We start from the raw sequence: 24,672 nt of genomic DNA on the forward strand, positions 1-24,672 counted from the left end.
CACGCCGCTGATCCGCACGCGGCTGATCCGTACGCTCACGGCGTTCCGTCCTGTCGTCCTGCTGCATACCGGCCGCCTTCACGGGGTTGCCCTCCCTGCGCTCGCTATCGACTGCTGTACGTGCTTCAAGGCCAATACGGCGACTCTGTACAGTGATTGGCCTGAGGAACACGGCCAATCCGGGGAGGGTGGTATGGCGGACGCGCATCCGTTCCGGCCGGTGGACAGGGTGGACCGCACCCAACGAACCCTGGGGAGCCGTCAGCTCGCCGCGATGCTGCCCGACCCGTCGGCCACCCGGCCCGCCTACCGCCACCTGGCCCGAGCGATCAGCGCGCTCATCCTGGACGGCCGTATCGCGCTGCACGTCAAACTCCCCGCCGAACGGGAACTGGCCACAGCCCTGGGCACCAGCAGGGCCACCATCACCGCCGTGTACGACCTGCTCCGCGAGAGCGGCTACGCCCACAGCCGCCAGGGCTCCGGCACCTGGACGACCCTGCCCGACGGCCGGGCCCCCAGCGGCATCACCCGTCTCCTCGGCCCCCAGGACACCGCGATCGACCTGGCCAGAGCCGCCCCCGGCCTACCGGAACAGACGCTCACCGAGGCACTCACCCGGATCGCCCCACAACTGGCCGAGCACGTCCACACCCCCGGCTACCACCCCTACGGCCTGCCGGAACTACGCGCCGCCATCGCCGAACGCTTCACCCGACGCGGGCTGGCCACCGTGCCCGAACAGATCCTGGTGACCTCCGGCGCCCAGCACGCCCTCACCCTCGTCCTGGGACTGCTGTGCCGGCCAGGCGACCGAGTCATGGTCGAGAACCCGTCGTATCCGAACGCGCTGGACGCCATGCGCCGCGGACGCCTCCGCACGGCATCCGTTCCGGTGACCGAAACCGGCTGGGACATCGAGATCATCGAATCGACCGTGCGCCAAGTAGTGCCCCAACTCGCCTACCTAATACCGGACTTCCACAACCCGACCGGCTGCCTCATGCCCGAGCACGAGCGCGCCCGCGTGCTGCGCGCCGCCCAACGCTCCGGCACCTGGCTGGTCATCGACGAAACCCTGGCCGACCTCGCCCTCGACGTCCCCGCCCCACCGCCCTTCGCCACCCACGGCACGCCCGCAGCGACCGACCAGGTCATCACCCTCGGCTCGATGAGCAAGACCCACTGGGGCGGTCTGCGCATCGGCTGGCTGCGCGCCCCCGCACGCCTCGTCACCGAACTCGCCGGCCAGCGGGTCGTCACCGACATGGGCGGCTCGGTCCTGGACCAACTGCTGGCCCTCACCCTGCTGTCACAGGCCGGGGACCTCTTGCCACATCGCCTGGAACAGCTGCGCCAACAGCGCACCGCCCTGGCCGCGGCACTCGCCGAGCACCTCCCGCACTGGACCTGGCAACAGCCGCCCGGCGGCCTCTCGTTGTGGGTCGACCTCGGCGAACCCATCGCCTCGGCGCTCGCCGAGCGGTCGCTGGACCACGGGGTACGCATCGAATCCGGCGCCCACTTCGCCCCCGACCCCGGCCTCTTCGAACAGCGCCTCCGCATCCCGTACACGGTCCCGCCGGACACCCTGCACGAGGCCATACGCCGCATGGCCACCGCCCTCGCCGACGGTCTTCCTCAGGCGTCCACCGGCCGGCACCCGCACTGGATCGCCTGAAGCACCGCCCCTTCCTCTTCCCGGGGCATCTCCACACGGCTTGCACCTCCCGCAACGTGAGGTCCTACGGTCCCAGCCATGAAGATTGTTGTGCACGACACGGCGTCCGCCATGCTCGAACTCCTCCAGCGACCGCTCCACGAACGGCCCGAAGCCCTCCGCAACATCCTCAGCCCGCTCCAGAGCGCGATGTCCGTGCTGGGAGACATGGATCTGGTCCAGATGCATGTCCAGGGCTGCGGCTTCCGACTCGACCGTGAGGACCCGCGTTACCTGCCCGCCCTGCACCAGATGCAGGACGCGCGGGTGTGGCACCGCATCGAGGAATCCCTCACCTCCGCGTGGGAACGGATCAGCGGTGCGGTACCCGGCATCAAGCACGCCGAGACCGTCCACGTCGTCCTGGTGCTCGGCAACCCCGACGACGATCACCTGACCGTCCGCAGCGCCGGCTACTTCGGTCTGGGCGGCTTCCCGGGCGCCATCCACCTGGTGATGTGGCCCACCGACACCAGCCTGAAGAAGATCGCCCACTGCGCCGTACACGAGCTCCACCACAACGTGCGCTACGCGAACGTGGCCTGGGACCCGATGACCGTCACGGTGGGGGAGCACGTCGTCGCCGAGGGCCTGGCCGAGGCGTTCGTACGGGAACTGTCCGGCGAGCAGGCCATGGGCCCATGGTCGAAGGCGCTGACCGGCGCCGCACTGGACACCGCCTACGAAAAGATCACCGCCGACATCGACGTGGCAGGAATGCAGAACCTGACGGCCTACGTCCTGGGCGACGCCACCGCCCAGCTCATGGGCCAACAGCCCGTGGGCCTACCGGACTTCGCCGGTTACGCAGTCGGCCTGCGCATCGTGGACGCCCACTTGGCAGCCTCCGGCCTGACCGCCGCCGAGAGCACCGCCCTGCCCGCACGCGAGATCCTCACCAACGCGGGCGTACGGACGGGCGCGTAACGGACCCGGCGACATCAGGGCCTGCCCGATAGGTTGCGTCCGCCCGTGGCCGTCGCCCTGCACCGGTACGCCGAGGGCATCATCACCGTCAGCAGGCGGTGGCCGGTGGACCTGCGGCAGGTACAGGACGAAGCGGCGAGTGGTCGTCTGCGCCGGCTCATTGAGCAGCTCGATGCCTTCATGACCCGTGCCGTGCGCGAAGGGGCCGTCCGCCCGGGGCTGCCGGATGGATGGGCCCGGTCCCTGCTCGTCCATCTCACCCACATCGCCTCGCACGAGATGCCGGAGCTGACCCCCGCCCAGGGAGCCGACATGGTGGCACAGTCCCTCTTCACCGGAGTCGCCCCCACCTGACGCGCGCAGACCGCCACGTCCGGCCCCGATGGGTTACCGGACGGAAACCTCAGATCTCGCGCAAACCTTGCAGCTCAGCGTTGATCTGCTGAGCGAGCGGTGCCAGGGTTTCGGAATCGGAATTCGCACGTAACCACACAGTGAAGACCTGGAGGCCATATGGCTGTCCGTCGTGCCGCTGTCGCCGCCGCGTCTGCGGCTACGCTCAGTCTTTCCCTGCTGGTCACCTCCTGCAACGTCAACGGCGCCGCGTCCGCCGCGGAACCCAAGGCCCAGCCGCCCGCGAAGAAGGCCGTGGCCACCGGTAGCGGCGGCGCGGTGTCCAGCGTCAATCCGTACGCCTCCCGGGCCGGGATCGAGGTGCTGCGCAAGGGGGGCAACGCCGTGGACGCGGCGGTGGCAACTGCCGCCGCGCTGGGCGTAGTCGAGCCGTACTCCGCGGGAGTGGGAGGCGGCGGCTACATGGTCTACTACGACGCCAAGGCCAAGAAGGTGCGCACCATCGACGGCCGGGAGACCGCGCCGCACCGCATGCGCGCGGACTCCTTCCTCGACCCTTCGACCGGCAAGCCCCTCCCCACCGAGGAAGCCATCAACTCGGGCCTGTCGGTCGGCATCCCGGGTACACCGGCGACGTGGGACAAGGCGCTCAAGGACTGGGGCACGGTCCCGCTGGCGAAGGCCCTGAGCCCGGCCACCCGGATCGCCCGCGACGGCTTCGTGGTCAACGACGAGTTCCGGGCGCAGACGGCCATGAACGAGAAGCGCTTCCGCGACATCAAGTCCACCGCCGACCTGTTCCTGCCCAAGGGCAAACTTCCGGTGGTCGGCTCGCGCTTCCGCAATCCCGACCTCGCCCGGACCTATCGGCAGCTCGCCCGCGAAGGCGTCGGCGCGCTCTACCGCGGGGACGTCGGACGCGATGTCGTGCGGACCGTCCAGAAGCCGCCGATGGCTCCCGGCTCCTCGCACAAGGCCCGCCCCGGCCTCATGAAGACGAAGGATCTCGCCGACTACAAACCCCTTCGCAGGGACCCGACCCGGACCACGTATCACGGGCTGGACGTCTACTCCATGGCACCGTCCTCGTCCGGCGGCACCACGGTGGGCGAGGCGCTGAACATCCTGGAGAACTTCCCGCTCTCGAAGTCCGACAAGGCCCAGTCCCTGCACCGCTACCTGGAGGCCAGCCGGATCTCCTTCGCCGATCGCAACCGTTGGGTGGGTGACCCGGCGTTCTCGGACGTGCCCACCAAGCCGCTGCTCGCCAAGGAGTTCGCCAAGGAACGCGCCTGTCTGATCCGTTCCGACAAGGCACTGACCAGCCCGCTGGCCCCCGCAGACCCACGCCACCCCGGCTCGGGCTGCGACCACAAGACCGGCAGCAAGCAGCCGCACGAAGGGCCCTCGACCACCCATCTGGTGACCGCGGACCGCTGGGGCAATGTCGTCTCCTACACCCTGACCATCGAGCAGACCGGTGGCTCGGCCATCACCGTGCCCGGACGCGGATTCCTGCTCAACAACGAGCTGACCGACTTCGACTTCGCCCCCCTCACCAAGGGGACGCCGGACCCGAACCTGCCCGGCCCCGGCAAGCGCCCGCGCAGCAGCATGTCGCCGACGATCGTCCTGCGGGACGGCAAGCCGATGATCGCGGTGGGGTCACCGGGCGGTGCCACGATCATCACCACCGTGCTGCAGACCCTGGTCAACCGCCTGGATCTCGGTATGACGCTCCCCGCGGCGGTCGCCGCGCCGCGTATCTCCCAGCGGAACCAGACCGCGACCGAAGCCGAACCGGCCTTCCTCTCCTCTCCCGAACGGAAGAAGCTGGAGGGCATGGGCCACCGGTTCGTCCTCGCCCCCAAGGCCTTCACTCCGTCCCCGGAAATCGGGGCGGTGGCCGCCCTGGAGTTCCTGCCGCACGGCAAGCTCTCGGCGGTGGCCGAACCCAAGCGGCGTGGCGGCGGGTCGGCCATGGTCGTGAAGGAAACCCGCTGAAGGAGAACATTCCGCTGAAGCCGGGCTGTGAAGGCCGTCTTATGGTGGCCGTCTCTACGGGGCGCGCCGTGACGCCCGCCTCATGACGCCCGCCTGCCCCGTAAGCCGTCCCCCTCTGGGTCACGACCTGGAGGGGGACGGCTCGGCTCGTCGTTCGTCAGCGGGGCGGCGCGGCGGCACGGTGGCGCGGAGATGAGGTCTTGAGGCACTACCCCAGCTCAGGGCAAACGTTCTCAAAGAGCCCTGGTCATGAACGTGCTGTTCGGGTCGGGCCGGTACTCCGCGAAGGGGTCGCAGTACTGGAACCCGAACTTCTCGTACAGCCTTCGGGCAGGCAGGAAGAAGTCGGCGGCACCGGTTTCCAGGCTCAGCCGTGTGAAGCCCATACGTTGAGCCTCGGCGACGATGTGCTCCAGGAGCCGGGAGGCGACTCCGCTCCGCTGCCGCGTCGGCCTCGTACGCATCGACTTCAGCTCCGCGTGATCCCCGTCCAGTCTCTTGATCGCGCCGCAGCCCACCAGACTCCCACCGTCCGAGGCCGACCAGAACGTGATGTCGGGCTTCCGAAGGCTGTCGAGGTCCAGGGCGTGCTTGCTCTCCAAGGGGGTGAGGGACCGCATCTGCTGGACGTGTTCATCGAGAAACCTGGCGATCTCCGGCCCGGACAGGTCGTCCACCACGATCTTCAACGTGCTCACCTTTCTTCCACTCTCTCGTTCGGTCTTCGTCGGACTGCCGCAAGCGGTCAGTGCTGTTCGCCATCGCCAGGCGGCCGCAGCTGAGTTGGCGGACCATTCTCGGTGTGTCGCCTTGCCAGCCCCCCCCGGCTTGAGGACTGGCGGCTCCCTCTGGCGTCACAGGTGGGAACCAGGGGCTGATTACTTAGCCCACCTGGCCTCACAGGGGTGGCGGACACGGCGTTGACGCCACTCACTCGTGCTTCCATCTCGCCATGGAGGTGCTCACGTGATGGCCACAGACTCACAGCAAGAGAGCTATCCGCATACGGGTGCGCCGCGGCGACGGGTACTGGCCGCAGCTGCCCTGACTCCGATGCTGGCCGGTGCCGCAGCCCCCGCTCGTGCGCTGTCCACCAGGACGGGCGAGGGGAAGAGCCACAGGGCGGTCGAGCCGGTTCGCACTGCCGTGTCGGACTGGGAGGAGGTGGCCCGCGTACTCGGGCGAACAGGCGATATGAAGCGGAACCTGATGTACCACACCGCGCTCCCACGCCACGACCTCCGAGTGCGCTCGCACCGCGTCGCCGTCAAACCGGCGCTGGCTCTCGGCTCGCATGTGTCCTTCGTCCGGTACGCCGACAAGAGCACGCTGGTGATGGGTGACGTGGTGGTCACCGAGACGGAAATGCAGCCCTTCATCGACGCCCTGCACAAGCACAAGATCGGGCTGACCGCGATCCACAAGCATCTGCTGTCCCAGACTCCCAACATCTGGTGGATCCACGTCCATGGACATGGCCACGACCCGGTGTCCCTGGCCCGCGGCCTGCGCGCGGCATTCGACCGCACCGGCACCCCGCCCCCGCGGCCGCCGTCCCGGCAGCAGGCCCTCGATCTGGACACCGCCGGCATCGACGCCGCGCTGGGAGTCAAGGGCTCCATCGACGACGGCATCTACAAGTCCGTCTTCGTCCGCCGCGAGACCATCATCGACGGACATCTGGTACTGCCCGCGGGCCTGGGATCGACCAGCGCGCTCAACTTCCAGCCGCTGGGCGAGGGGCGGGCCGCGGTCAGCGGTGACTGCGCCATGATCGCCAGCGAAGTTCAAGACGTCTTGGCGGCGCTGCGGTGTGCCGGGGCCAATCTCGTCGAACTGCACAATCACGGTTTGACGGACGAACCCCGCTTGTTCTTCGTGCACTTCTGGGCCGTAGGCGACGGCGCCAGACTCGCCCGAGCGCTGCGCCCCGCGGTGAAGGCCACCAACGTCGTACCGGTCGGCTGACCCACGCCTGGTGCCGCACCAGCCACTCCACCGTGGGGTTCTTGGCCGCCGCCCTCCACTCATCCATGCTCACGTCACTCTCTTTGACCGTTCTGCTGCGTCCATACCGACAGTGAACCCCAAGGCACTGACAGTCGGGCCCGCCAGGCCCCTCCTCACCGTCCCCTCCTGTATGCCACCTCTCCGACGACTCGACTACCGGACGGCGCGGGCAGGTTGAGCCTGCTGGCCACCACAGTGGGCGGCGTGCCGTCAGCTGCCTGGCTGTATCGGCAGTTGATGGGAAACGGTGGCCAGCCTGCTGATTTCGGTGACGACGCGGTGCCACGCGCAGTCGGGGATTTCGTGGCCGACTTGGGGCAGGAGGACCAGCCGCGAGTCGCGGATCCGGGAGGCGATCGCCCGGCCGGCGCTGGGCTTGATGAGGGGGTCGTCCTCCCCGTGGAGGACGAGCGTGGGCCGGGCGATGGCGCTGATCGGCGGTCCGTGCCATTGGGCGCCGATCTGGCGGCTCTGTGCCTGCTGGTCGTGCATACCGCGGTCGGCGTTGCGCTCGGCGGCCTCACGGGCGGCCGGCTCGTCGAAGGAACGGTGGGGCGAGGCGAGGAGACGGGAGACGGCGATGCCGGCCGCGACGTCTCCCTCGGGGGTGTCGGGAAACCTCAGGCGGGCGAACTTCGCCAGGGTCCTCATCCGTATGTAACGCATGGTCCGCAGCCCCGAGGTGTCACCGGGGACGGCGGCCATGGAGGTGAGGGTGCGGACGCGGTCCGGGTGCCGCAGGGCCACGCGTTGTGCGACGGCCCCACCGAGGGAGACGCCCAGCAGGTGCGCCGAACGCCATCCCAGCGCGCTCATGACGGCGACGGCGTCATCTGCCATGTCCTCGGCTGTGTATGCCGTCTCGCGCTTGCCGAAGAGTGCGGAGATGGGGCTGCGGGCGGGGGCGGGCGGCAGATGGGTCGACTCCCCGCCGTCGCGCTGGTCGTATCGGGCTACCGCGAAGCCCTGCGCGGCCAGCATCCGGCACAGCCCGTCCGGAACCCACAAGCGGTTGACGCCCAGCCCCGTGGCCAGCAGAAGCGGCTCACCGCCGGTCCCTTCCGTCAGCGAGTCGAAGGCCAGCCGCACCGCGCCGTTCTCAGCCCAGCGGACCGGGCTCCACAGGGGATTCGAGGCTGGATACATGACCACCTCCGCATAGGAATGGCGAATAACTGCGACCGTCGTTCGCAGTTTAGAGTAGGGGAGGCGCCAGGGGAACGGAGGAGGCAGGTGGAGGAATGGCCGGACGAGGGGGTGGGCGGGTGACTCAGGAGCCCGTGACGGTCTGGGCGCGGGCCGAAGAACGCGGCGCCCGCGGCCCCACGCCTGAGCACAGCCACGCAGAGCTGGCCACTGTCGCCATCGAGCTGGGGGACCGCGGCGGCCTGTCGGCGGTGTCCATGCGCCAGGTGGCCGCGGGCCTGGGCACCGGCCAGGCATCCCTCTACCGCTATGTCTCCGGCCGCGAGGACCTGCTCGACCTGATGACGGACGCGGTGACGGGGGAGATCGACCTCGACGTCCCGCTCCACGGCGATCCCATCGCGGACCTGGTCGCCCTGGCCGTACGGGCCAAGGCCGTCCATCTGCGCCACCCCTGGCTGTCCGATATCCCACCGGAACCGCTGCGGCTGGGGCCGCGAAGCGTGGACTACCTGGAATACGCGCTGCGGGCGATGGCCCCCGTCCGACTGCCGGGCCGGACCAAGATGGAGATCATCGCTCTGATGAGCGCCTTGGTCGCGCAATTCGCCCGAGCCGAAATCCAGGGCGGCCGCGCGACCACCGACCGCCAGGCGGCGCAGGCCACCTACCTGAGTAGGACGGCCTCCCACGGAGATCATCCACATCTCGCGGCCGCCATGGCCGACCACGCCGAAGCGGAGCCCACAGCGGCTCCCCAGACACTGTTCGAGCCGATGATGCACCGAGTGCTCACCGGGCTCATCGCCGACGACATCACCGCAGCCGATGCCGAGCCGCCCCTCGGGCCGGCACCGCGCTGAGCAGGAGCCCCACGGGCGAGGCGACGCCGGGCCGGCACCGAGCTGTTTCTCGAAGCTGCCCGCTGCCTCGCCGCTCCCTGCCTCTGCTCCCCGCTCCGGCCCCGATAACTACCCGCGATATCGGCTGTTTGGCTGCGGCGGAGGTGTCGCCGCGGACACTTCCGTCCTCAGAGGCCCGCCGAGAGGCATCATGGTCTGATGAGGGTGTTGCCGGTGTGGTCACGGGTGCGCCGTTGGGTTCCCGCCGTGGTGATCGCGCTTGCGGCGTTGGTGGATCTGCTGACGCCCAGCTCGGTGTCGTCCGCTCCGCTGTTGGCTGTGGCGCCGGTGACGGCAGTTTCGCTGCTCAGCCAGGTGGGGGTCGTCGGCATCGGCCTGACCGCGATGCTGGTGCAGGCGGGTCTGGCATTCCTCGACGGTTCGTACCACTGGCAGGGCGACGCGGCCGTGCAGATCACGCTGGCGTCCGTCACCATCCTGGCCGTCGGCCTGAACCGGTCCCTGCGCATGCAGCACGCGAGCGCCAGCCGCGCACGCTACGCCGCGGAGGTGGCCCAGCGGGCCGTGCTGCCCAGTCCTCCCAGCCGCCTGGGGGACCTGCAGATCGCCGCCCGCTATGTGCCGGCCGAGGATATGGCGCTGATCGGCGGCGATCTCTACGTGATGCAGGAGACGCCGTTCGGGGTGCGTGCCATGGTCGGCGATGTGAGGGGGAAGGGCCTGTCCGCTGTTACGGCCGTCAGCGTCGACATCGGGGTCTTCCGCTACGCCGCCGATCATGAACCTGACCTGCCGGCCCTGGTGAGGTGCATGGAAGAGGCCCTGTTGCGTGAGAGTCAGCGCCGGGAGGGCCTGGACGCGACGGAGGGCTTCACCACTGCCCTGATCGTGCAGTTCGCCGACGATCTGAGCCAGGTCCATATCGTCAACCGTGGCCATCCCGCCCCGGTGCTGTTGCATGCGGATGGTCGGGCGCGCGTACTGGAGCCGGAGGAAGAGGCGCCGCCCCTGGGCATCTCCGGCCTGGACGCCTGGGCGTCACCGGTGGCAACCCACCACTTCCCACCAGGGGCGATGCTGCTGTGCTTCACGGACGGTGTCACCGAGGCGCGCGATCCCGCCGGTGTCTTCTATGACCCCGCGGTACGGGTCCCGCGCATGGTGCAGTCCTACCTTCGCCAGACGAGCCATTTCCCCGATCCTTCGACCCTCCTCGATCTCCTGGCCCGCGACGTCAGCCGCCACAGCGGTGGCGCACCCCAGGACGATCAGGCCCTCCTCGCACTGCACCGGCCCCTGCCCATGCAGGATCTCCTTGCTCGGCCGAGCCCACAGTAGACAGGGGCGGCGGGGCACCCTGCCTCATCCGACGGGTACGAGGGACAAAACGAAGGGCCCCTGCCTCAGTCGAGACAGGGGCCCTTCATGTGGAGCGCCCGGCAGGCCTTGCACCTGCATTTCCCACCGGCTGGTGGGCGTCTTTCCTTGGACCACAGACGCGTGACTCCGTGCGATCCGCCGGAGTTACGTCATGATCATACAGACTCGCGGGACCGGACCGCCACACACGCCAAGGCCACCCCCGATCATGCCTTGCGCGTTCCTCGGCCCGCTCGCTGACGGCGGAAGTCCACCCGAGCGTGTCCGATTTCGCAATGCGCCGATTGTCGGCTGTCCGGTCCGGGCATCCTCGCCGTGGCATATGCCGCTACGGTGCGCGAAGGAGACGTCATGGAGTGGCAGAGCGAGGAGTTCGGGGCTTCCCACGAAGGCATGGCGGGGGCAGTTCTCGCCGACGGCAGCGAGCCCAGACCGGTGTATCTGGACGCCGGGAGCGGCAGCTATATGCACGAGACCACTCAGTGGTGGGCCTACAACGGCAAGCTGAGCCGGCCGCGGGCGGACTACATGCGGGGTGCGTGCTCATGCGGCTGGCGCGGCGCGCGCCACTACCCGATCGACTGGGATCAGTTGACCGTGCGCCGCATCTACGAGGTCGACACCCCAGGCCCGTACGAGGACTGGCAGGCGCATATCGACGAGGTCGAGTTACGTACGGTGCCGCTGCCCGTCGAACTGGCGGACCTGCTGGAGCGGTTGGACGACCAGCTGACCGTTCTTGCCGACCAGGGTCCGCTCGCCGCACTGAAGGCGGTGGCGGCACTGGAGCGCACCACCGGCCGCATCGGCCGCGAGGCCGCCTGCGCGGCTGAGGCGGATGAAACCTCGTGGGAGGCGATCGGACAGGCGCTCGGCCTGACCGCGAAGGACGCCCGTTCACGCCTCACCCGTTACTACCTGAGGCGCTGAGCTGCCAGGCCGCGGCGGCGCGAAGGCATCCGTGCCCGTACCTGTCCCGTACGCGTACCTGTATCCGTCCCGCCGCGGCCACACCCGTACGACCGACCGGGCTCGCCCCGCCACCCAGTACTGGGCAGCGCCGGCCCGGATGACCCAAAAGCAAGATCACCACCCGCACCCCGCCCGCGGGTCTCTATCCTGACGACATGTTCGATATACCTCTTTCGGCGCTTGAAGTCGCCATGGTCCAAACGGGCGCCCGAGCCGTGGACACCTTGCGTGATACCGCGGCGTTCGCACAGGGCCTGGAGCGGCTGGGCTACCACCGGATCTGGTACGCCGAGCATCACCACTCACCCGCCATCGGCGCGTTCCCGCCAGTGGTGTTGACCGCACACGCTGGTGCTTTGACCTCGGCGATCCGTCTCGGATCAGGCGGAGTACTGGCGCCCAACCACGCACCTCTCACACTGGCAGAGCAATTCGGAACGCTGGCAGCCTTGCACCCGGACCGTATCGATCTGGGGATCGGCCGCGGCCCCGGCACTTTCGACGAGGCCACCGCACGGGCACTGCGCCGCGGAGCCGCCCCGGCAACGGACACGGAATACGAGGGCGACGTATCCGCGATCCTGTCCTTCCTCCTCGACGAAGTCGCCCTCGGCCCACTGCCGGAGCCCTGGCTGCTGGCCTCCAGTACCGCAGGCGCCACACTCGCCGCGCAACTGGGCCTGCCGGTCGCCGTCGCACACCACATCCGTCCGGACAACACCCAGGCGGTACTGGACCGTTACCGGGCGGAGTTCACTCCGTCCCGCTGGTGCGAGCGGCCGCGTGTGCTGTTGTGCGTGGAGACGGTGTGCGCCGACACCGCAGAGGAAGCCGCGTGGCGCGTCGGACCGATGGACGTCGTCAAGGCCGGGCTCTTGAAGGGACTGAGCGAGATCCCCTTCCCCACGCCCGCGGATGCGGCCGCCCACCCCTTCACAGCGGAGGAGCGACGGGCCCTGGCCGGCTTCCGCGCCCAGCAAGCCGTCGGGACACCGGAGACGGTCGTAGCCCGGCTCACGCAACTGGCCGGTAAAACCGGAGCGGACGAACTGATGCTGACCACACCTGTCTATGACCTCGGTGACCGTCTCCGCTCCTACGAGCTCATCAAGAAGCACGGGGAGGTCATCGCAGAGTCTTAGGAGCCCGTGCCGGGGTGGTTCCGGTGTCCTTCGATCACAACGTCTTGACCTGGCCACCGTCGATGGTGAATTCGGCTCCGGTGATGTTGCCGGCAAGCGGGGAGGCGAGGAAGAGGGCCAGGTCGGCGACTTCGTGGGCCTCGGTGACCCGCCCGGTGGAAATGCCCATGCTCTGCGGCACGACTACGTCGATGGCTTCCTGCGCGGTCGTGCCGGCCTGAGCCGCCGTGGCATCGGCGAAGCCACCCGGAGCGGTCCAGAAGGGGGTGCGGACCGGTCCCGGGGCGATCGCGTTGACCCGTACGCCTTGTGGTGCGAACTCCTCGGACAGTGACTTGGTCAGGCTGCTCAGCCCGGCCTTGGCTGCGGAGTAGTCCACGACCATCGGGAAGGGCAGGCGCGCGTTGATGGAGCTCATGTTGATGATGGAACTCCCCGCCGCGTCCAGCAGGTAGGGAAGCGCGGCGCGGCTGGCCCGGACCGCGCTGAACAGGGTCATGTTGAAGATTCGCTGCCACTCGGTGTCGTCGATGTCCAGGAAGCCCCGGCGGGGCGTCCCGGCACCCAAAGTATTGACCAGGACGTCGACCCTCCCGTACTGGTCCACCGCGTGCCGGACGAGCGCGTCCGGTCCCTCTGCGGTGGACAGGTCGACCGGGAAGGCGGTGACGCCGTATTTCTCGCGGAGCCCTTCGAGTTCGGCAGTGATGCTCCGGCTGCCGGCGATGACGTGTGTGCCTTCACGGGCGAACGCATCGGCGATGGCGAGGCCGATGCCCTTGCTCGCTCCGGTGACGACAGCGACCTTGTCAGTGAGCTGAAGGTCCATGATCGTCCTTTTCGTGCTGGATCACCCCCTATATCGAGGGTAGGCGGAAACGAAGCCATCAGCCCAGCCGAGGGGCCGGGGCGTCCAGCTCCCCACCTGGACCTGCATATCCGCTTGACCAGCGTCTTTCCAGACGACTCAGGTGACCGCCGGAACTCCAATGAGATAGAGAACTCAGAAACAGGTCTGACCTTGGTTTTCGCCTCCCGGCAGGATGCTGGATCACTGGTCGGCCGTGGACCACATCATGCTCGGCGTCGGCCGGCTCGCCTTCCCGCGCCGAGCGCCGGCAGCACGAACCCCCGGGTTCATGACGGCCCGGGGGCTTCGTGTGCTGGTGTGTTCGGCCGGCTCATCGTCCACGATCCACGCCATGACGGGAAGAGACCACACCGCCTGCCGCGCAGTCACCTGCCGGACCGGGCAGTGTCAGCCCTTCATGGCCGCCCAGAACTCCTCGAAGGACATTTGGCCATCGCCGTTGGTGTCGAGCGAGTCAATCAGCTCCTGGGCCTGGGCCTCGGTGATCTCCGAGCCCTCCAGCTCTGCTACGACCTTGCGGTATTCCTCTGCGGTGACCAGGCCGTCGCCGTCGACGTCGTAGCGCTCGAAGACCTTCCGCGCCGCCGTCTCCATGATGTCTGCCATGTGCTCCGCCCTTCTGTGATCTTCGTTGACAGGCCCAGATTATCCGCCCGCCCAGAGCACCGCGGCGGCGGCCAACCGCGCAGGAGCCGGCTGATGACAACCCACAGCAATGACGCCGCCGCTCCGCCGCCGGAAGCAGCGCGGAACACCCCCGCACGGCGGAACACCCCCGCACGGCGGAACACCCCCGCATGAACGTCGTCCCGCCCCACCGGTACGAGCATGGCGATGACCGTCATGCTCGTACCGGCGGGGCTTCAAGACATCAGTTCATCAGCAGCAGCCGAGTGCTCGGTACCAGCTTCCGGTTCACGCTGGTGCTCTGTACAAAGATGGTGAAGTCGTCGTTGTGGTCCGGCTTGACGCGAACTTCCGTGTCCGGCAGGCCGAGCAGGGCTCGGGCCTCCGGCCCCGTGTACACCCGGTCCGTCTTCTTCTCCAGCACCGCAATCCGCTTCCGCGCCTGGATCTTCTCCGACTTACTCAACTGATAGAACGCACAACCGGTACGGAAGGAGTGCCCGCATTCGATGACCCAGTCCCGGATCCCCGCTTCGCGACTCACCGGAATCAAGTGGTACTCGGACGGATTCACCGGGGTGAGGCCGGCTGCCTTTATGGTCTCCTTGTTGACGCTCTCGGCACCCATGGAGAACACCGCCCGCGACCCCCGGATGCCCTGGGAGCGGCCCACCATGAACTTCTCGGTTGCCTGCTGGATGACCTGCCCGGCCTCCTCCAGGCCCTGTGTGCTCGTGGCGTCCCAGATGGCGATGTTGTCCTTCGGGAAACCACACTGCATGGCTTCGCGCTTGCCCATCTGGTCCGGCACAAGGACGGCCAGCGTCCAGTTGTCCTCCTGCGTCTCGACCATCTTGACGACGCCCTGTACCAGTTCACGCGGATCCCGGGTAGGCGCATCCTCGCAGCGATGACTTGCGTTCTCCTGCCCGTCGGTCAGCACGAACGTCAGGAAGCTGTGGTCGCCGTAAAGCTGAGCCGTCTGCGCCAGCTCCCGCTGCGACTTCAGTGTGGCCGCCAGCAGAGCCGTCATTCCACCGACCCGGTACAGCTGCTTCAGGGACGGCATCCGCAGCACGTCCTTGTCGTAGATGACGCACTCCACCTTGTCCGCGAAGACGTACACCGTCACGCGGGTCTCCTGGTCCAGCTCCTTCGACCGGCGGGCAAGATACGCAATCTGCTGGTCGGCGACTTCCACGACCTTCCGGCTCAGGTGCGACATCGACGAACTGGCATCCAACACCAGAGCAACGTGATTGATGTAGTTCTGGCTTCCGGACATAACCGCTCCCCCTTGTTTCCGACGCGATGTACCTACCTTCGCACCCACCACTGACAATCGATCTTGGAGCCAGGCCCGCCGCCCCTTCGCCGGCCGGAAGCCTCACACCTCTCCGTCCCGCCGCCCCTTCCGCGGCAGTGTGAGTGTCGCGCCCGCTGTCAGCACGAGCCCGGCCGCGGCGAGCAGCATGCTCCACCGCATTCCGGCCAGGAAGGTGTTCGCCCCCGCCAGCAGGGCCCCGAAGGCCGCCACCGCGATGGCTCCGCCGACTTGGCGGGCGGTGTTGAGTACGGCGGACGCGGTGCCTGCCCGGTCCGCGGGTACCGCGTCGAGCAGCATGGCGGTCAGTGCCGGCACGGTCAGTGCCCCGCCGAGGCCGACCGGCACCATCAGCGCCGCCACCGTCCACACCTGGGTGTGTGTGCCGACCCCGAGCAGCGCCAGCAGCCCGGCCGCCGTGACCAGCTGTCCTGCCACCATCGGCACCCGCGGGCCGAACAGCGCGGCCAGCTTCGCCGAGGCCAGGTTCACCACTGCGACCAGCGCGGTCATCGGGATGAACATCAGGCCCGCATGCAGCGCCGACAGTCCGCGCTCCTGTTGGAGGTACAGGCTGAAGAGGAACACCCCTCCGTAGTAGGCGGCGTTGAGCATGAAGCCGACTGCCAGGGATACCGCCACCACCCGCGAGCGGAACAGCGGCAGGGGGAGCATCGGGCGGGCGCCCCTGGCCTGTGCGGTGAGGAAGGCGGCTGCCGCGGCGGCGGCCACCACCAGCGACGCCACCACGAGCGGCCGGCCGAAGCCCTTGTCGCCGCCCTCGATCACGCCGTACGTCAGCGCCCCCATCGCGACCACCGCCGTTGCCTGCCCGACCACGTCCAGGCGCGCGGGGAGCCGCGGCGAGGCCGGCACCCGGGCCAGCAGGGCGAGCGCCAGCAGGCCCGCCGGGAGGTTGACGAAGAAGATCCACCGCCAGCCCACGGTAGCGGTGAGCGCCCCGCCGAGTACCGGTCCGGCCGCCACCGCGACCGCGCCGCCCACCGTCCAGAGGGCGATCGCCTGCGCCCGCTTCGCCTGGTCGGGGAAGCCCTGCCGGACCAGCGCCAGCGACGCCGGCATCATCACTGCCGCCGCGGCGCCCTGCACCAACCGCGCCGCCACCAGTACACCGAGGCTGGGCGCCAGTCCGCAGGCGGCCGAGGCCAGCGCGAAGAGCACCAGCCCGCCGCCGTAAGCCTGTCGGGCCCCGATGCGGTCGGAGAGGGCGCCTGCGGAGAGCATCAGGGCGGCGAATATCAGCGTGTATCCATCCACCATCCATTGCAGGCCGGACATGCCGCCGCCGAGGCTGCGGCCGATGTCGGGCAGTGCGACGGTGACGATCAACGCATCCAGCGCGATGAGGAAGAAGCCGAGCAGGGCGGCGCCGAGCACCACGGTGGATCCGCCCCGGGCCACCCCCGGCGCAGCGGCCGACGCGCGGGCGGCAGGGGAGGACTTGAGCAGGGATTTCATCAGGGCACTCCTGGACCTTCTTGAAGGTGTGCAATCGAGAGGGGAGAGGGGAGGGCCGGGGCGCGTGCTGACCGGCAGGCAGGTGGCGGGAGCGTCCAGGTGCGGTGAAGTGAGGGGCCCGGGAGCGCTGCCGACGCCGGGACCGCCTGGACCGGGTCCCGCCTGCGCTGACAGGTCCCGCGCCGCCTGGACCGTCACCGAGTGTCGAAGTCCGTCCCCCGGGAGACCTTCTCCCACACGGCGAGTTCGGCCCGCACCGAGTCCAGGTGCCCGACGAGGAAGTCCACCGCGTCGCCGCCGAGGGCGAGCCGCAGCGGGGGCTCCTCGGCGTCCAGGGCAAGCCGGATCGCCGCCGCTGCCTTCGCCGGGTCCCCGGGCTGGGTGCCGTCACCGTCCTGCAGCATCTTCCGGGTGGCGCCGACCTTCTCCGCGTACGCCGGGTGCTCCTGGGAGAAGTGGGCCGCGCCCTTGCCGAACAGGTTGGTGCGGAAGGCGCCGGGCTCCACGATCAGCACCTTGATGCCGAACGGTGCCACTTCGTCGGCCAGGCCCTCCGACAGCTGCTCCAGTGCCGCCTTGGTCGCGCTGTACGCGGAGAACCCGGCGAAGGACAGCTGTCCGCCGAAGCTGCTGATGTTCACGATCGATCCGCTGCCCCGCTCCCGCATCTGCGGAAGCAGCGCCCGGGTCAGCCGCGCCGGGCCGAACACGTGCAGCTCAAACAGGTCACGCAGCTCCCGGTCGGTGGTCTCCTCGAACGCCCCGACCTGTGTGCGCCCGGCGTTGTTCACCAGCACGTCCACCCGGCCGTAGCGCGCCAGCACGTCGGCGGCCACCACGTCGATCTGCCCGCCGTCGGTCACGTCCAGGCCGATCGCCTCCACCCGGTCGGGGTGCGCGGCGACCAGGTCGGCCAGCGCCTCGGTCCGCCGGGCCGTGCCGACCACCGTGTCACCGGCGGCGATCGCGGCCTCGGCGATGGCTCGCCCGAAACCGCTGCTCGCACCGGTGACCAGCCAGACCTTGCCGTTCTCGGTCATCTCTTCGTCTCCCCGTCTCTCTCGTCAACTGCCGCCCGGGGCCTGCCCGGTGACAGCTCCCATCCTTCTCCGGGATCCGGGACCACGTCCAAGACTTGCCGTGATAGCCATGAGTTATGGATGTCCATGGACGCGATCTGCGCTACTTCGCCGCAGTCGCCGAGGAGTTGAACTTCACCCGCGCCGCCGAGCGGCTGTTCGTCTCCCAGCCCGCGCTCAGCAAGCAGATACGGATGCTGGAGAAGCAGGTCGGCGCGTGTCTGTTCCATCGGGACCGGCGGTCGGTGCGGTTGACCGTGGTGGGGGAAGCCCTGCTGCCGCACGCCCGCGGGATGCTGGCCGCATGGGAGGCCGCCGAGGAGGCGGTGGAGGAGGCGAGGGCCGCCGAGCTGCACACCCTGGTGATCGGCATGTCCACCAGCCCCGGCCGCGGGCTGCTGCCCGCCCTGCGAACCCGGTTGATCTCCCGGTACCCGCACGCCCGGCCCGTCCTGCGGCAGGTCAACTGGGCCGACCCCAGCGCCGGGTTGGCGGACGGATCGAGCGATGTGGCCTTCGTCTGGCTTCCCCTGCCGGACGGCGACCGCTACCGGCATGCAGTGGTGGCCCGGGAGCCACGCTTTGTGGCACTGCCGCAGGGGCACCCTCTGGCGGCGCGGGCAGCAGCCGACAGGGAGGGAGCGGTGGACTTCACCGATCTCCTCGACGAGCCGTTCCTCGCCCTCCCCTCCGAGGCCGGCCCGCTGCGGGACTACTGGCTTGCCCTGGACGCCCGGGACGGTCGCGCGCCGCGGATAGGCGCGGTGGTGGGCAGCGCCGAGGAGACCCACGAGGCGGTCGCCAACGGCCAGGGCGTGGTACTTCTGGCCACCGGCAACGCCCCGCTGGTCGTCCGGGACGAGGTGATCGCCGTCCCGGTCCGGGGCATCTCGCCCTCCCGTCTGGCGGTAGCCGCCCGCCGGGACGACGAGCGGCCCTTGGTGGCGGCCTACCTGGCCGCGGCGGCAAAGGTGGGCGCCGGCACCTCCTGAAGGGAGCCTGCCCCATCAGCACCGGAGGCCCGGGGCGCCTTGCGCGTGTGTGGCAGGGGCGGATGGACAGCCGAAAGGATGAGACGGCCGCCGTCTCACACGAGGGACCCGCCGTCCGGTGGATGCCCGGCGGCCCGTCCGGCACTGAGGGTGAGGCCATGGACGACGACAACTCCGTGCCCACCTCCGCCACCCACCCCGCACCCTGCCCGGGAACGAGTCCCCGCTGGGGGCGCCGTCCCGGGGCCGTGAGAGCGGGCGCGCTCGGAGCGGCGCTGCTCACGGTCGCGGCGGGGACGCTCCTGGCCTGTACCGCGCACGCGGCGCCGCTCGGGCCGGCACTCCGGGCGGACACGAACCGGGACGGCGAGATCACCCCGGCCGACGACCTCGGCAAGGACACCTGGACCCGCGGCCGCGGCGCGCTGATGCTGCCCAATGTGGACGATGACCAGCGACGCTGCCCTACTGCGGGCCCCGCAGGCACGCGGCTGCGCGACGACCGCCTCGCCGCCTGCCACGATGCCGCGGACACCGTCGTCAACGGACGGGCCGACCTCGCCGACCTCGCCCCCGCGCAGATCGCCGCCGACCCACGGGCCGTGGCGGGAACCACCGCCACCGTCACCGCCGCCCCCGCTTCCCGGGACCACGTCGGGATCTTCGCCGAGCGTCACGGCCGTATGGTCCGGCTGGGGCCCGGCGACCGGCTGACCACCCGTGAACTGCGCCATGGTGTCTGTCTGGGGATCGAGGCACGGGACTTTGTACGCGATCCGAAGAAGTGGAACGGCTTCGCCGACCTCGTGCTGAGGGTCGACCGCGGCGGTCACACCGCCGAGGACCGGGTGCGGCTCCGGGTCGCGCCGCTGGTGTTCGAGCACGATCTGATGCCGATGCGGCGCATGATGACAGCCGATCACACCACCGAGCCGGCCCAGGTGGAACGCGGCAAGCGCTACGACCCCTCCGCGCAACCACGGCCCACACGCTCCGGAGAAGCCGTGTTCCGTCACGACCTGCGGCGTGGCCTCGACCGGGCCGGACTGACCGCCCCCCTGTACAACTACCCCACGGGCGACGACGTCTGGATGCAGGACCTGTTCAAGACCGCGTATGCCTCCATACCCGCCCCCGGCGGCCGGGAGCACCGCGTCACCGTTCTCCTGCGGTCCGCGGATGTCATGCCGGGCACGGCGACGCGCGCGTTCCCGCTGCGGGACGCCTCGCGCAGTGCGTTCCCGCTGCTCCGTGGCCCCGGTACGGGAGTACTCCAGCAGTACGATCCCCGACGCGTCGGCAGCAAGGACAGCCAGTACTACGGCTCCTTCAGTTCCACCGGAAATTTCGGCACCCTCCCGCCTCACACCTGGCGTGGCCACCGCTATCCGGTCGGGCGGGTCGTCTACGGCGGGAACGGTGGCAAGGAGTCCCCGGACACATCCTTCCTCCGGATGCTCACCGCACAGGGCTACCAGCGGCCGATCGCACTGGACACCAGTTGGCTGGGGGTCGGTCACATCGACGAATTCCTGTCCTTCGTCCGGGCACGGAACGCCCGCGGCTGGGTGGCCGTCGTCTCGGACCCCGACCTCGGAGAGAAGCTGCTGAGCGGCCTCGTCCGGCACGGTCAGGGCGGCCGGCCGCTGGTCCGGGGTATCGCCCCCAAAGACACCGCGGACCCCGGACTGACCATCGCCGGCGCGCTGCGCAAGCCCTCCCTGACCCGTGGCACCGACATCGCCCGGCGCGGCATCGACGCCGCCCTGCGCACCCTGCGCGTCCGGGCCGGGCTGACGGAGCGCGACATCGTGCGGGTCCCCGCCCTGTTCGACGTGATCGACCTGCCCGCCGGGTATCCGCGGCACGACGTGGTCGCCAACTACCTGCCCGGCGCGTCCAATGGCGTCAGTACCGGGACCGGGGTCTATCTGGCGCCACGCCAGCACGCCCCGGCGGCGGGTGGCGGGGATGTCTTCGAGCGGGCTGCCGAGCAGGCCCTGCGGCCGACCGGCACCCGGATCGCCTGGGTGGAGGACTGGGACTACGCGCACCACCTCGGTACCGTCGGCGGCGAAGTGCACTGCGCGACCAACGCGCTGCGCGGCCACGCCGGCACCCGGCCGTGGTGGACCGAGCGGGACTGAGCCCTACGCGGGCCGCCACCGGGACCAACTGCCCTGTCTCATAAGGTCGGCACTCATGAGCGACCCATACGTGTCCGGCATACGCGTCCTCAGTGGCTTATTGTTCCTCGGCATGGTCGGCGCTGCCTGGGTGACCGAGCCCGCCGCGGGCGGGGTGATCGTCGCCGTGGGACTGCTGGCAGCCGGTGCGGCACTGGCGACAGTGGCCCGCCTGCCACAGCGCCTCGCGGTCCGCCGGTGCACGGGCCTCGTCGCTGCCACGGCCTCTGTGACGGTGACGGCCTGCTACCGGGGGCCGGTCTCCGATGTCACGGGCTGGTGGTGGGTCCTGGAGACGCTCGCGCTGCTCGCGCTCCTGGTGCCGACGGTGCGCCGGACGAAGGGGAGGGGCAGAGCGATCGTGTTCGCCTCCGTGCAGGTGACCGCGATCGCGGTGCTGCCGATGCGGATCGGCCCGTATCTGGACCCGCCCGCGGATCCGGCGGAGACCGGGGTGCTGTGCCTGATCTGCTCCCTGCTGGCGGCAGGTGCCGCCGCGTCCGGCTGCTATCTGCGCGGCCTGGACTCCACGAGGCGCCGGGCCCTCGCGGCGCAGCGTCGCGCGCAGCGCCTCGAAGTCGCACGCGACCTGCATGACTTCGCGTCACACGACGTCATGGGGGTGGTGGTCCTGGTGCAGGCGGCGCGGTTCCTGGCGCGGGAAGACCCTGCGCGAGCAGTGGAGTTGCTGCCGCGGATCGAAGAAGCGGGCATGCAGGCACTGGCCGCGATGGACCGTACGGTGTGGACACTCAACGGAGACGGAGACGGAGAAGGAGACGGCGGAAGCGGGGAGGGAGGCGGTGGCCGGGAGAGGGCCCTGGCGGCGGAGGCGGGTGAGCCGGGCGCCGTACCCGCCCCGCCCCCAGGGAGCCCTCCCGGTCCGGATCGCCCTGGCGGCCCCCGTCATCGGCGGCGCGATCTGTCCGAACTTCCGGAGCTGGTCGCACGGTTCACCCGCACCGGCACGGTCCTGGCCCGTCTCGACGTGACCGCCGGTGCGCTGGACGAGCTGCCCGGGGAGATCAGCGCCACCGGCTACCGGATCGTGGTGGAATCCCTCACCAACGTGCGCCGCCACGCACCCGCGGCCGCCGCCGTCGACATCGCGGCCCGACGGGTGCCGTACGGGGACGGCGTCGCGCTGCGTCTCACCGTCACCGACTCGGACGGCGCCGGGACCGCCGCCCGGACTTCACCGCTTCCGGAACGCGAGTGGAGCGGCGGAGGACTGGCCGGTCTCGCCGACCGGACCGAAGCCCTCGGCGGCTCATTGGCCGCAGGGCCGCACGGGACCGCCGGCTGGCAGGTAGCGGCCACCCTGCCGTTACCCTGCGGCGCGCTGTCGACGGCGGGTCGGCTCGGCCGGACGGACCTCGCGCGGCACACCGCACACGAGGAGGCCGTCACGTGACCGCTCCCGGCACCATCCGTATCCTGCTGGCGGATGATCAGGCGAGCATCCGCAGCGGCTTCCGCCTCGTCCTGGACGCCCAACCCGACATGACCGTGATCGCCGAGGCGGCCGACGGTGTCGCCGCGCTCGACGCCGCCCGTCGTCTGCGTCCCCACGTGGTGCTCGCGGACATCCGGATGCCGCACCTCGACGGCCTGGAACTGACCCGGCGGCTGGCCGGGCCCGACGCGGATCCGCAGGTCCGGGTCATCGTGGTCACCACCTTCGACCTCGACGCCTACGTGCATACCGCACTCCGTGACGGAGCCTCGGGCTTCCTGCTGAAACGCTCCGGACCGACGTTGCTGGTCGAGGCCGTGCGCGCGGCGATGTCCGGCGACGCGCTCATCAGCCCGCAGATCACCGCGCGCATGCTGCACCGCCTCGCCCCGCCGGCCGCCCGGACGGGGCGCCCGCCCGCTGAGGCGCTGACCCCGCGTGAGGAGGAGGTCGCGGTGCTGGTCGCCGGGGGGCTGTCGAATACGGAGATAGGCCAGGAACTGTTCATCTCCCTCGCCACCGTCAAGTCCCACCTGGCCAACCTCCAGCGCAAGCTGGAGGTCCGCAACCGGGTGGGCATCGCCGCCTGGGCATGGCAGTCCGGCCTGGCCACGACGGACCAGGTCTAGGGCTGTCCGTAGTCCTCGCGGTCGATCGCCCGCCGTAGCTCCATGGCGATCACCTCGTGGCGTGGTGCCGCCATGCTCTCTCGCGCAGAGTGGTGCGCTGCGTGCGCAGCGCGACCGGCGTGGATGATGCACCGTGATACATCCTTGTGTGCCACAGATGTGCAGGAATGGCAGCCAAGAGTTTTGAAGATGTTACGGACCAGACATCTACAGCGTGCCTACTATGGCCAACTTGTTCAGACGAGTTGTTCGCACAAGTTTTCACCCCCCACGCGAATTCCCGTGTGTCCGCTGTGCCCCCTTGTGTACCCCTCTGGAGAGACCGTGACCGAGATCCTGCCGAGAGCCGCCGCCATTACCAGCGGCCTCGTCGCCGCCACATTCGTCCTCAGCGCCTGTAGCGCGGACGCGTCGACGAACGCCGACGGAGAGAGCGCGGCCACCGCCATCACGGCCGAGGACTTCGGGGGCATGGACGCGCTCGTCAAAGCAGCCAAAGCCGAAGGCACGCTGAACGCCATCGCGCTGCCCCGCGACTGGGCCAATTACGGCGCACTGATCGACGGCTTCGAGAAGAAGTACGGCATCAAGGTCAAGGTGGAGAACCCGGACGGCGCCAGCCAGGACGAGATCAACGCCGTCACCTCCCGCAAGGGCCAGGACGGGGCGCCCGACGTCCTCGACCTCGGCAGCTCCTTCGCGTACAGCGCCGCCCAGAAGGGTCTGCTCGCGCAGTACATGGTCACCGATTTCATTGATATCCCGGACGGCCAGAAGGACGGGATGAGCCGCTGGTACAACGGCTACGGCGGCTATATCTCCATCGGCTGCGATGCCGATCGCGTGAAGAACTGTCCGACCACCTTCAAGGAGCTGCTCAAGCCGGAGTACAAGGGGCTCGTCGCGCTCAACGGCGATCCCACCAAGTCGGCTTCGGCCTTCGGCAGTGTGTACGCGGCAGCCCTCGCCAGCGGCGGCTCCTTCGACTACATCCAGCCCGGCATCGACTTCTTCGCCAAGCTCAAAAGGAGGGGCAACTACACGCCCGTCCAGGCCACCGCGGCCACCATCATGAAGGGCAAGACGCCGATCGTCCTCGACTGGGACTACCTCAACGCCAGGTACACCGATCAGTTCAAGAGGAAGGGACTCGACTGGCAGGTCACGGTCCCAGAGGACGGCAAGTTCTCGCAGTACTACTCACAGGCCATCAACGAGAAGGCCCCGCACCCGGCGGCCGCCCGACTGTGGCAGGAGTACCTCTACAGCGCCGAGGGCCAGAACCTCTGGCTCAAGGGCTACGCCCGCCCCGCCCTGATGGCCGCGATGGAGAAGGACGGCACGCTCGACAAGGCCGCGGCCGCCAAGCTGCCGAAGGTCTCCGGCACGCCGAGCTTCCCCACCGAGGCGCAGCTGGGCCATGCCAAGGATGACATCGCCCAGGGCTGGGGCAAGCTCGCCTCCCGATAACCGCGACTCGCACCAGGGCCGACGCGGCGCCCGCCGTTTCT

20 protein-coding genes and 1 pseudogene are annotated in these 24,672 nt (G+C 69.5%); 14 read left to right on the forward strand and 7 right to left on the reverse strand.

The genetic code is table 11. From position 1 onward, the window contains the following. Positions 1 to 193: 193 nt before the first annotated feature. From yczR to ggt, 4 genes are all read left to right on the forward strand, one after another. A complete protein-coding gene (gene yczR / locus STRTU_RS35205) occupies positions 194 to 1,681 on the forward strand; it encodes a MocR-like transcription factor YczR (protein ID WP_159749436.1) in 1,488 nt (495 codons plus the stop codon). 78 nt (positions 1,682 to 1,759) lie between these two features. Further along, positions 1,760 to 2,647, forward strand: a complete 888-nt coding sequence (locus STRTU_RS35210) for a DUF2268 domain-containing putative Zn-dependent protease (RefSeq protein ID WP_159749438.1) — start codon at positions 1,760 to 1,762, stop codon at positions 2,645 to 2,647. A gap of 45 nt (positions 2,648 to 2,692) precedes the next feature. Continuing rightward, positions 2,693 to 3,001 (forward strand): hypothetical protein, encoded by a 309-nt coding sequence (locus STRTU_RS35215; protein WP_246241642.1) that lies wholly within the window; start codon positions 2,693 to 2,695, stop codon positions 2,999 to 3,001. Positions 3,002 to 3,160: 159 nt separating this feature from the next. Further along, positions 3,161 to 5,005 (forward strand): gamma-glutamyltransferase, encoded by a 1,845-nt coding sequence (ggt, locus tag STRTU_RS35220; protein ID WP_159749440.1) that lies wholly within the window; start codon positions 3,161 to 3,163, stop codon positions 5,003 to 5,005. A gap of 233 nt (positions 5,006 to 5,238) precedes the next feature. Here the strand turns inward: ggt and STRTU_RS35225 are convergent, their stop codons facing one another. Then, complete coding sequence (locus STRTU_RS35225) at positions 5,239 to 5,694, reverse strand: GNAT family N-acetyltransferase (protein ID WP_159749948.1); 456 nt, start codon at positions 5,692 to 5,694, stop codon at positions 5,239 to 5,241. 280 nt (positions 5,695 to 5,974) lie between these two features. Here STRTU_RS35225 and STRTU_RS35230 point away from each other — a divergent pair, with 280 nt between their 5' ends. Next, positions 5,975 to 6,973, forward strand: a complete 999-nt coding sequence (locus STRTU_RS35230) for a DUF1259 domain-containing protein (protein ID WP_159749442.1) — start codon at positions 5,975 to 5,977, stop codon at positions 6,971 to 6,973. A 252-nt stretch (positions 6,974 to 7,225) separates the two neighbouring features. Here STRTU_RS35230 and STRTU_RS35235 read toward each other — a convergent pair whose 3' ends face one another. Continuing rightward, complete coding sequence (locus tag STRTU_RS35235) at positions 7,226 to 8,161, reverse strand: alpha/beta fold hydrolase (RefSeq protein ID WP_159749444.1); 936 nt, start codon at positions 8,159 to 8,161, stop codon at positions 7,226 to 7,228. Between the two features lie 95 nt (positions 8,162 to 8,256). Between STRTU_RS35235 and STRTU_RS35240 the strand changes: the two genes are divergently transcribed. The 4 genes from STRTU_RS35240 (at position 8,257) to STRTU_RS35255 (ending at position 12,518) form a co-directional block, all read left to right on the forward strand. After that, a complete protein-coding gene (locus tag STRTU_RS35240) occupies positions 8,257 to 9,024 on the forward strand; it encodes a TetR/AcrR family transcriptional regulator (RefSeq protein ID WP_159749446.1) in 768 nt (255 codons plus the stop codon). Positions 9,025 to 9,270: 246 nt separating this feature from the next. Then, the gene (locus STRTU_RS35245; RefSeq protein WP_336298764.1) at positions 9,271 to 10,362 is read left to right on the forward strand and encodes a PP2C family protein-serine/threonine phosphatase; all 1,092 of its coding nucleotides are present in this window, start codon (positions 9,271 to 9,273) and stop codon (positions 10,360 to 10,362) included. Between the two features lie 393 nt (positions 10,363 to 10,755). Then, positions 10,756 to 11,334, forward strand: a complete 579-nt coding sequence (locus tag STRTU_RS35250; protein WP_159749450.1) for a hypothetical protein — start codon at positions 10,756 to 10,758, stop codon at positions 11,332 to 11,334. A 197-nt stretch (positions 11,335 to 11,531) separates the two neighbouring features. After that, complete coding sequence (locus STRTU_RS35255) at positions 11,532 to 12,518, forward strand: LLM class flavin-dependent oxidoreductase (RefSeq protein ID WP_159749452.1); 987 nt, start codon at positions 11,532 to 11,534, stop codon at positions 12,516 to 12,518. Positions 12,519 to 12,552: 34 nt separating this feature from the next. Here STRTU_RS35255 and STRTU_RS35260 read toward each other — a convergent pair whose 3' ends face one another. From STRTU_RS35260 to STRTU_RS35280, 5 genes and pseudogenes are all read right to left on the reverse strand, one after another. Further along, the gene (locus STRTU_RS35260) at positions 12,553 to 13,347 is read right to left on the reverse strand and encodes an SDR family NAD(P)-dependent oxidoreductase (protein ID WP_159749454.1); all 795 of its coding nucleotides are present in this window, start codon (positions 13,345 to 13,347) and stop codon (positions 12,553 to 12,555) included. Between the two features lie 429 nt (positions 13,348 to 13,776). Beyond that, positions 13,777 to 14,007: pseudogene (locus STRTU_RS35265) on the reverse strand (EF-hand domain-containing protein); the annotation flags it as partial. Positions 14,008 to 14,260: 253 nt separating this feature from the next. After that, entirely contained in the window at positions 14,261 to 15,301 is a 1,041-nt protein-coding gene (locus tag STRTU_RS35270) for a vWA domain-containing protein (protein ID WP_159749458.1), read from the reverse strand. A gap of 102 nt (positions 15,302 to 15,403) precedes the next feature. Further along, the gene (locus STRTU_RS35275; RefSeq protein ID WP_246241644.1) at positions 15,404 to 16,819 is read right to left on the reverse strand and encodes an MFS transporter; all 1,416 of its coding nucleotides are present in this window, start codon (positions 16,817 to 16,819) and stop codon (positions 15,404 to 15,406) included. Between the two features lie 194 nt (positions 16,820 to 17,013). Then, on the reverse strand, positions 17,014 to 17,859 hold the full coding sequence (locus STRTU_RS35280) for an oxidoreductase (RefSeq protein WP_159749460.1): 846 nt from the start codon (positions 17,857 to 17,859) through the stop codon (positions 17,014 to 17,016). Positions 17,860 to 17,975: 116 nt separating this feature from the next. On the opposite strand from STRTU_RS35280, the gene STRTU_RS35285 reads away from it, so the two are divergent. From STRTU_RS35285 to STRTU_RS35305, 5 genes are all read left to right on the forward strand, one after another. Beyond that, on the forward strand, positions 17,976 to 18,890 hold the full coding sequence (locus STRTU_RS35285; RefSeq protein ID WP_159749462.1) for a LysR family transcriptional regulator: 915 nt from the start codon (positions 17,976 to 17,978) through the stop codon (positions 18,888 to 18,890). Between the two features lie 158 nt (positions 18,891 to 19,048). Next, a complete protein-coding gene (locus STRTU_RS35290; protein ID WP_159749464.1) occupies positions 19,049 to 21,037 on the forward strand; it encodes a protein-arginine deiminase family protein in 1,989 nt (662 codons plus the stop codon). Positions 21,038 to 21,092: 55 nt separating this feature from the next. Continuing rightward, positions 21,093 to 22,490, forward strand: a complete 1,398-nt coding sequence (locus STRTU_RS35295) for a sensor histidine kinase (protein WP_246241646.1) — start codon at positions 21,093 to 21,095, stop codon at positions 22,488 to 22,490. Continuing rightward, positions 22,487 to 23,161, forward strand: coding sequence for a response regulator (locus STRTU_RS35300; protein ID WP_159749466.1), 675 nt, complete (start codon positions 22,487 to 22,489; stop codon positions 23,159 to 23,161). Before STRTU_RS35295 ends, STRTU_RS35300 begins: the two co-directional genes overlap by 4 nt. Before the next feature lie 324 nt (positions 23,162 to 23,485). Then, a complete protein-coding gene (locus STRTU_RS35305) occupies positions 23,486 to 24,631 on the forward strand; it encodes an ABC transporter substrate-binding protein (protein WP_159749468.1) in 1,146 nt (381 codons plus the stop codon). The last annotated feature ends 41 nt before the right edge of the window (positions 24,632 to 24,672 follow it).

Source organism: Streptomyces tubercidicus, assembly GCF_027497495.1.
Classification (GTDB): Bacteria; Actinomycetota; Actinomycetes; order Streptomycetales; family Streptomycetaceae; genus Streptomyces; species Streptomyces tubercidicus.

Coding starts and splice junctions, on each gene's coding strand:
- yczR (WP_159749436.1), top strand. CDS start 194: ATGGCGGACGCGCATCCGTTCCGGCCGGTGGACAGGGTGGACCGCACC.
- STRTU_RS35210 (WP_159749438.1), top strand. CDS start 1,760: ATGAAGATTGTTGTGCACGACACGGCGTCCGCCATGCTCGAACTCCTC.
- ggt (WP_159749440.1), top strand. CDS start 3,161: ATGGCTGTCCGTCGTGCCGCTGTCGCCGCCGCGTCTGCGGCTACGCTC.
- STRTU_RS35230 (WP_159749442.1), top strand. CDS start 5,975: ATGGCCACAGACTCACAGCAAGAGAGCTATCCGCATACGGGTGCGCCG.
- STRTU_RS35235 (WP_159749444.1), bottom strand. CDS start 8,161: ATGTATCCAGCCTCGAATCCCCTGTGGAGCCCGGTCCGCTGGGCTGAG.
- STRTU_RS35240 (WP_159749446.1), top strand. CDS start 8,257: ATGGCCGGACGAGGGGGTGGGCGGGTGACTCAGGAGCCCGTGACGGTC.
- STRTU_RS35250 (WP_159749450.1), top strand. CDS start 10,756: ATGGAGTGGCAGAGCGAGGAGTTCGGGGCTTCCCACGAAGGCATGGCG.
- STRTU_RS35255 (WP_159749452.1), top strand. CDS start 11,532: ATGTTCGATATACCTCTTTCGGCGCTTGAAGTCGCCATGGTCCAAACG.
- STRTU_RS35260 (WP_159749454.1), bottom strand. CDS start 13,347: ATGGACCTTCAGCTCACTGACAAGGTCGCTGTCGTCACCGGAGCGAGC.
- STRTU_RS35270 (WP_159749458.1), bottom strand. CDS start 15,301: ATGTCCGGAAGCCAGAACTACATCAATCACGTTGCTCTGGTGTTGGAT.
- STRTU_RS35275 (WP_246241644.1), bottom strand. CDS start 16,819: ATGAAATCCCTGCTCAAGTCCTCCCCTGCCGCCCGCGCGTCGGCCGCT.
- STRTU_RS35280 (WP_159749460.1), bottom strand. CDS start 17,859: ATGACCGAGAACGGCAAGGTCTGGCTGGTCACCGGTGCGAGCAGCGGT.
- STRTU_RS35285 (WP_159749462.1), top strand. CDS start 17,976: ATGGATGTCCATGGACGCGATCTGCGCTACTTCGCCGCAGTCGCCGAG.
- STRTU_RS35290 (WP_159749464.1), top strand. CDS start 19,049: ATGGACGACGACAACTCCGTGCCCACCTCCGCCACCCACCCCGCACCC.
- STRTU_RS35295 (WP_246241646.1), top strand. CDS start 21,093: ATGAGCGACCCATACGTGTCCGGCATACGCGTCCTCAGTGGCTTATTG.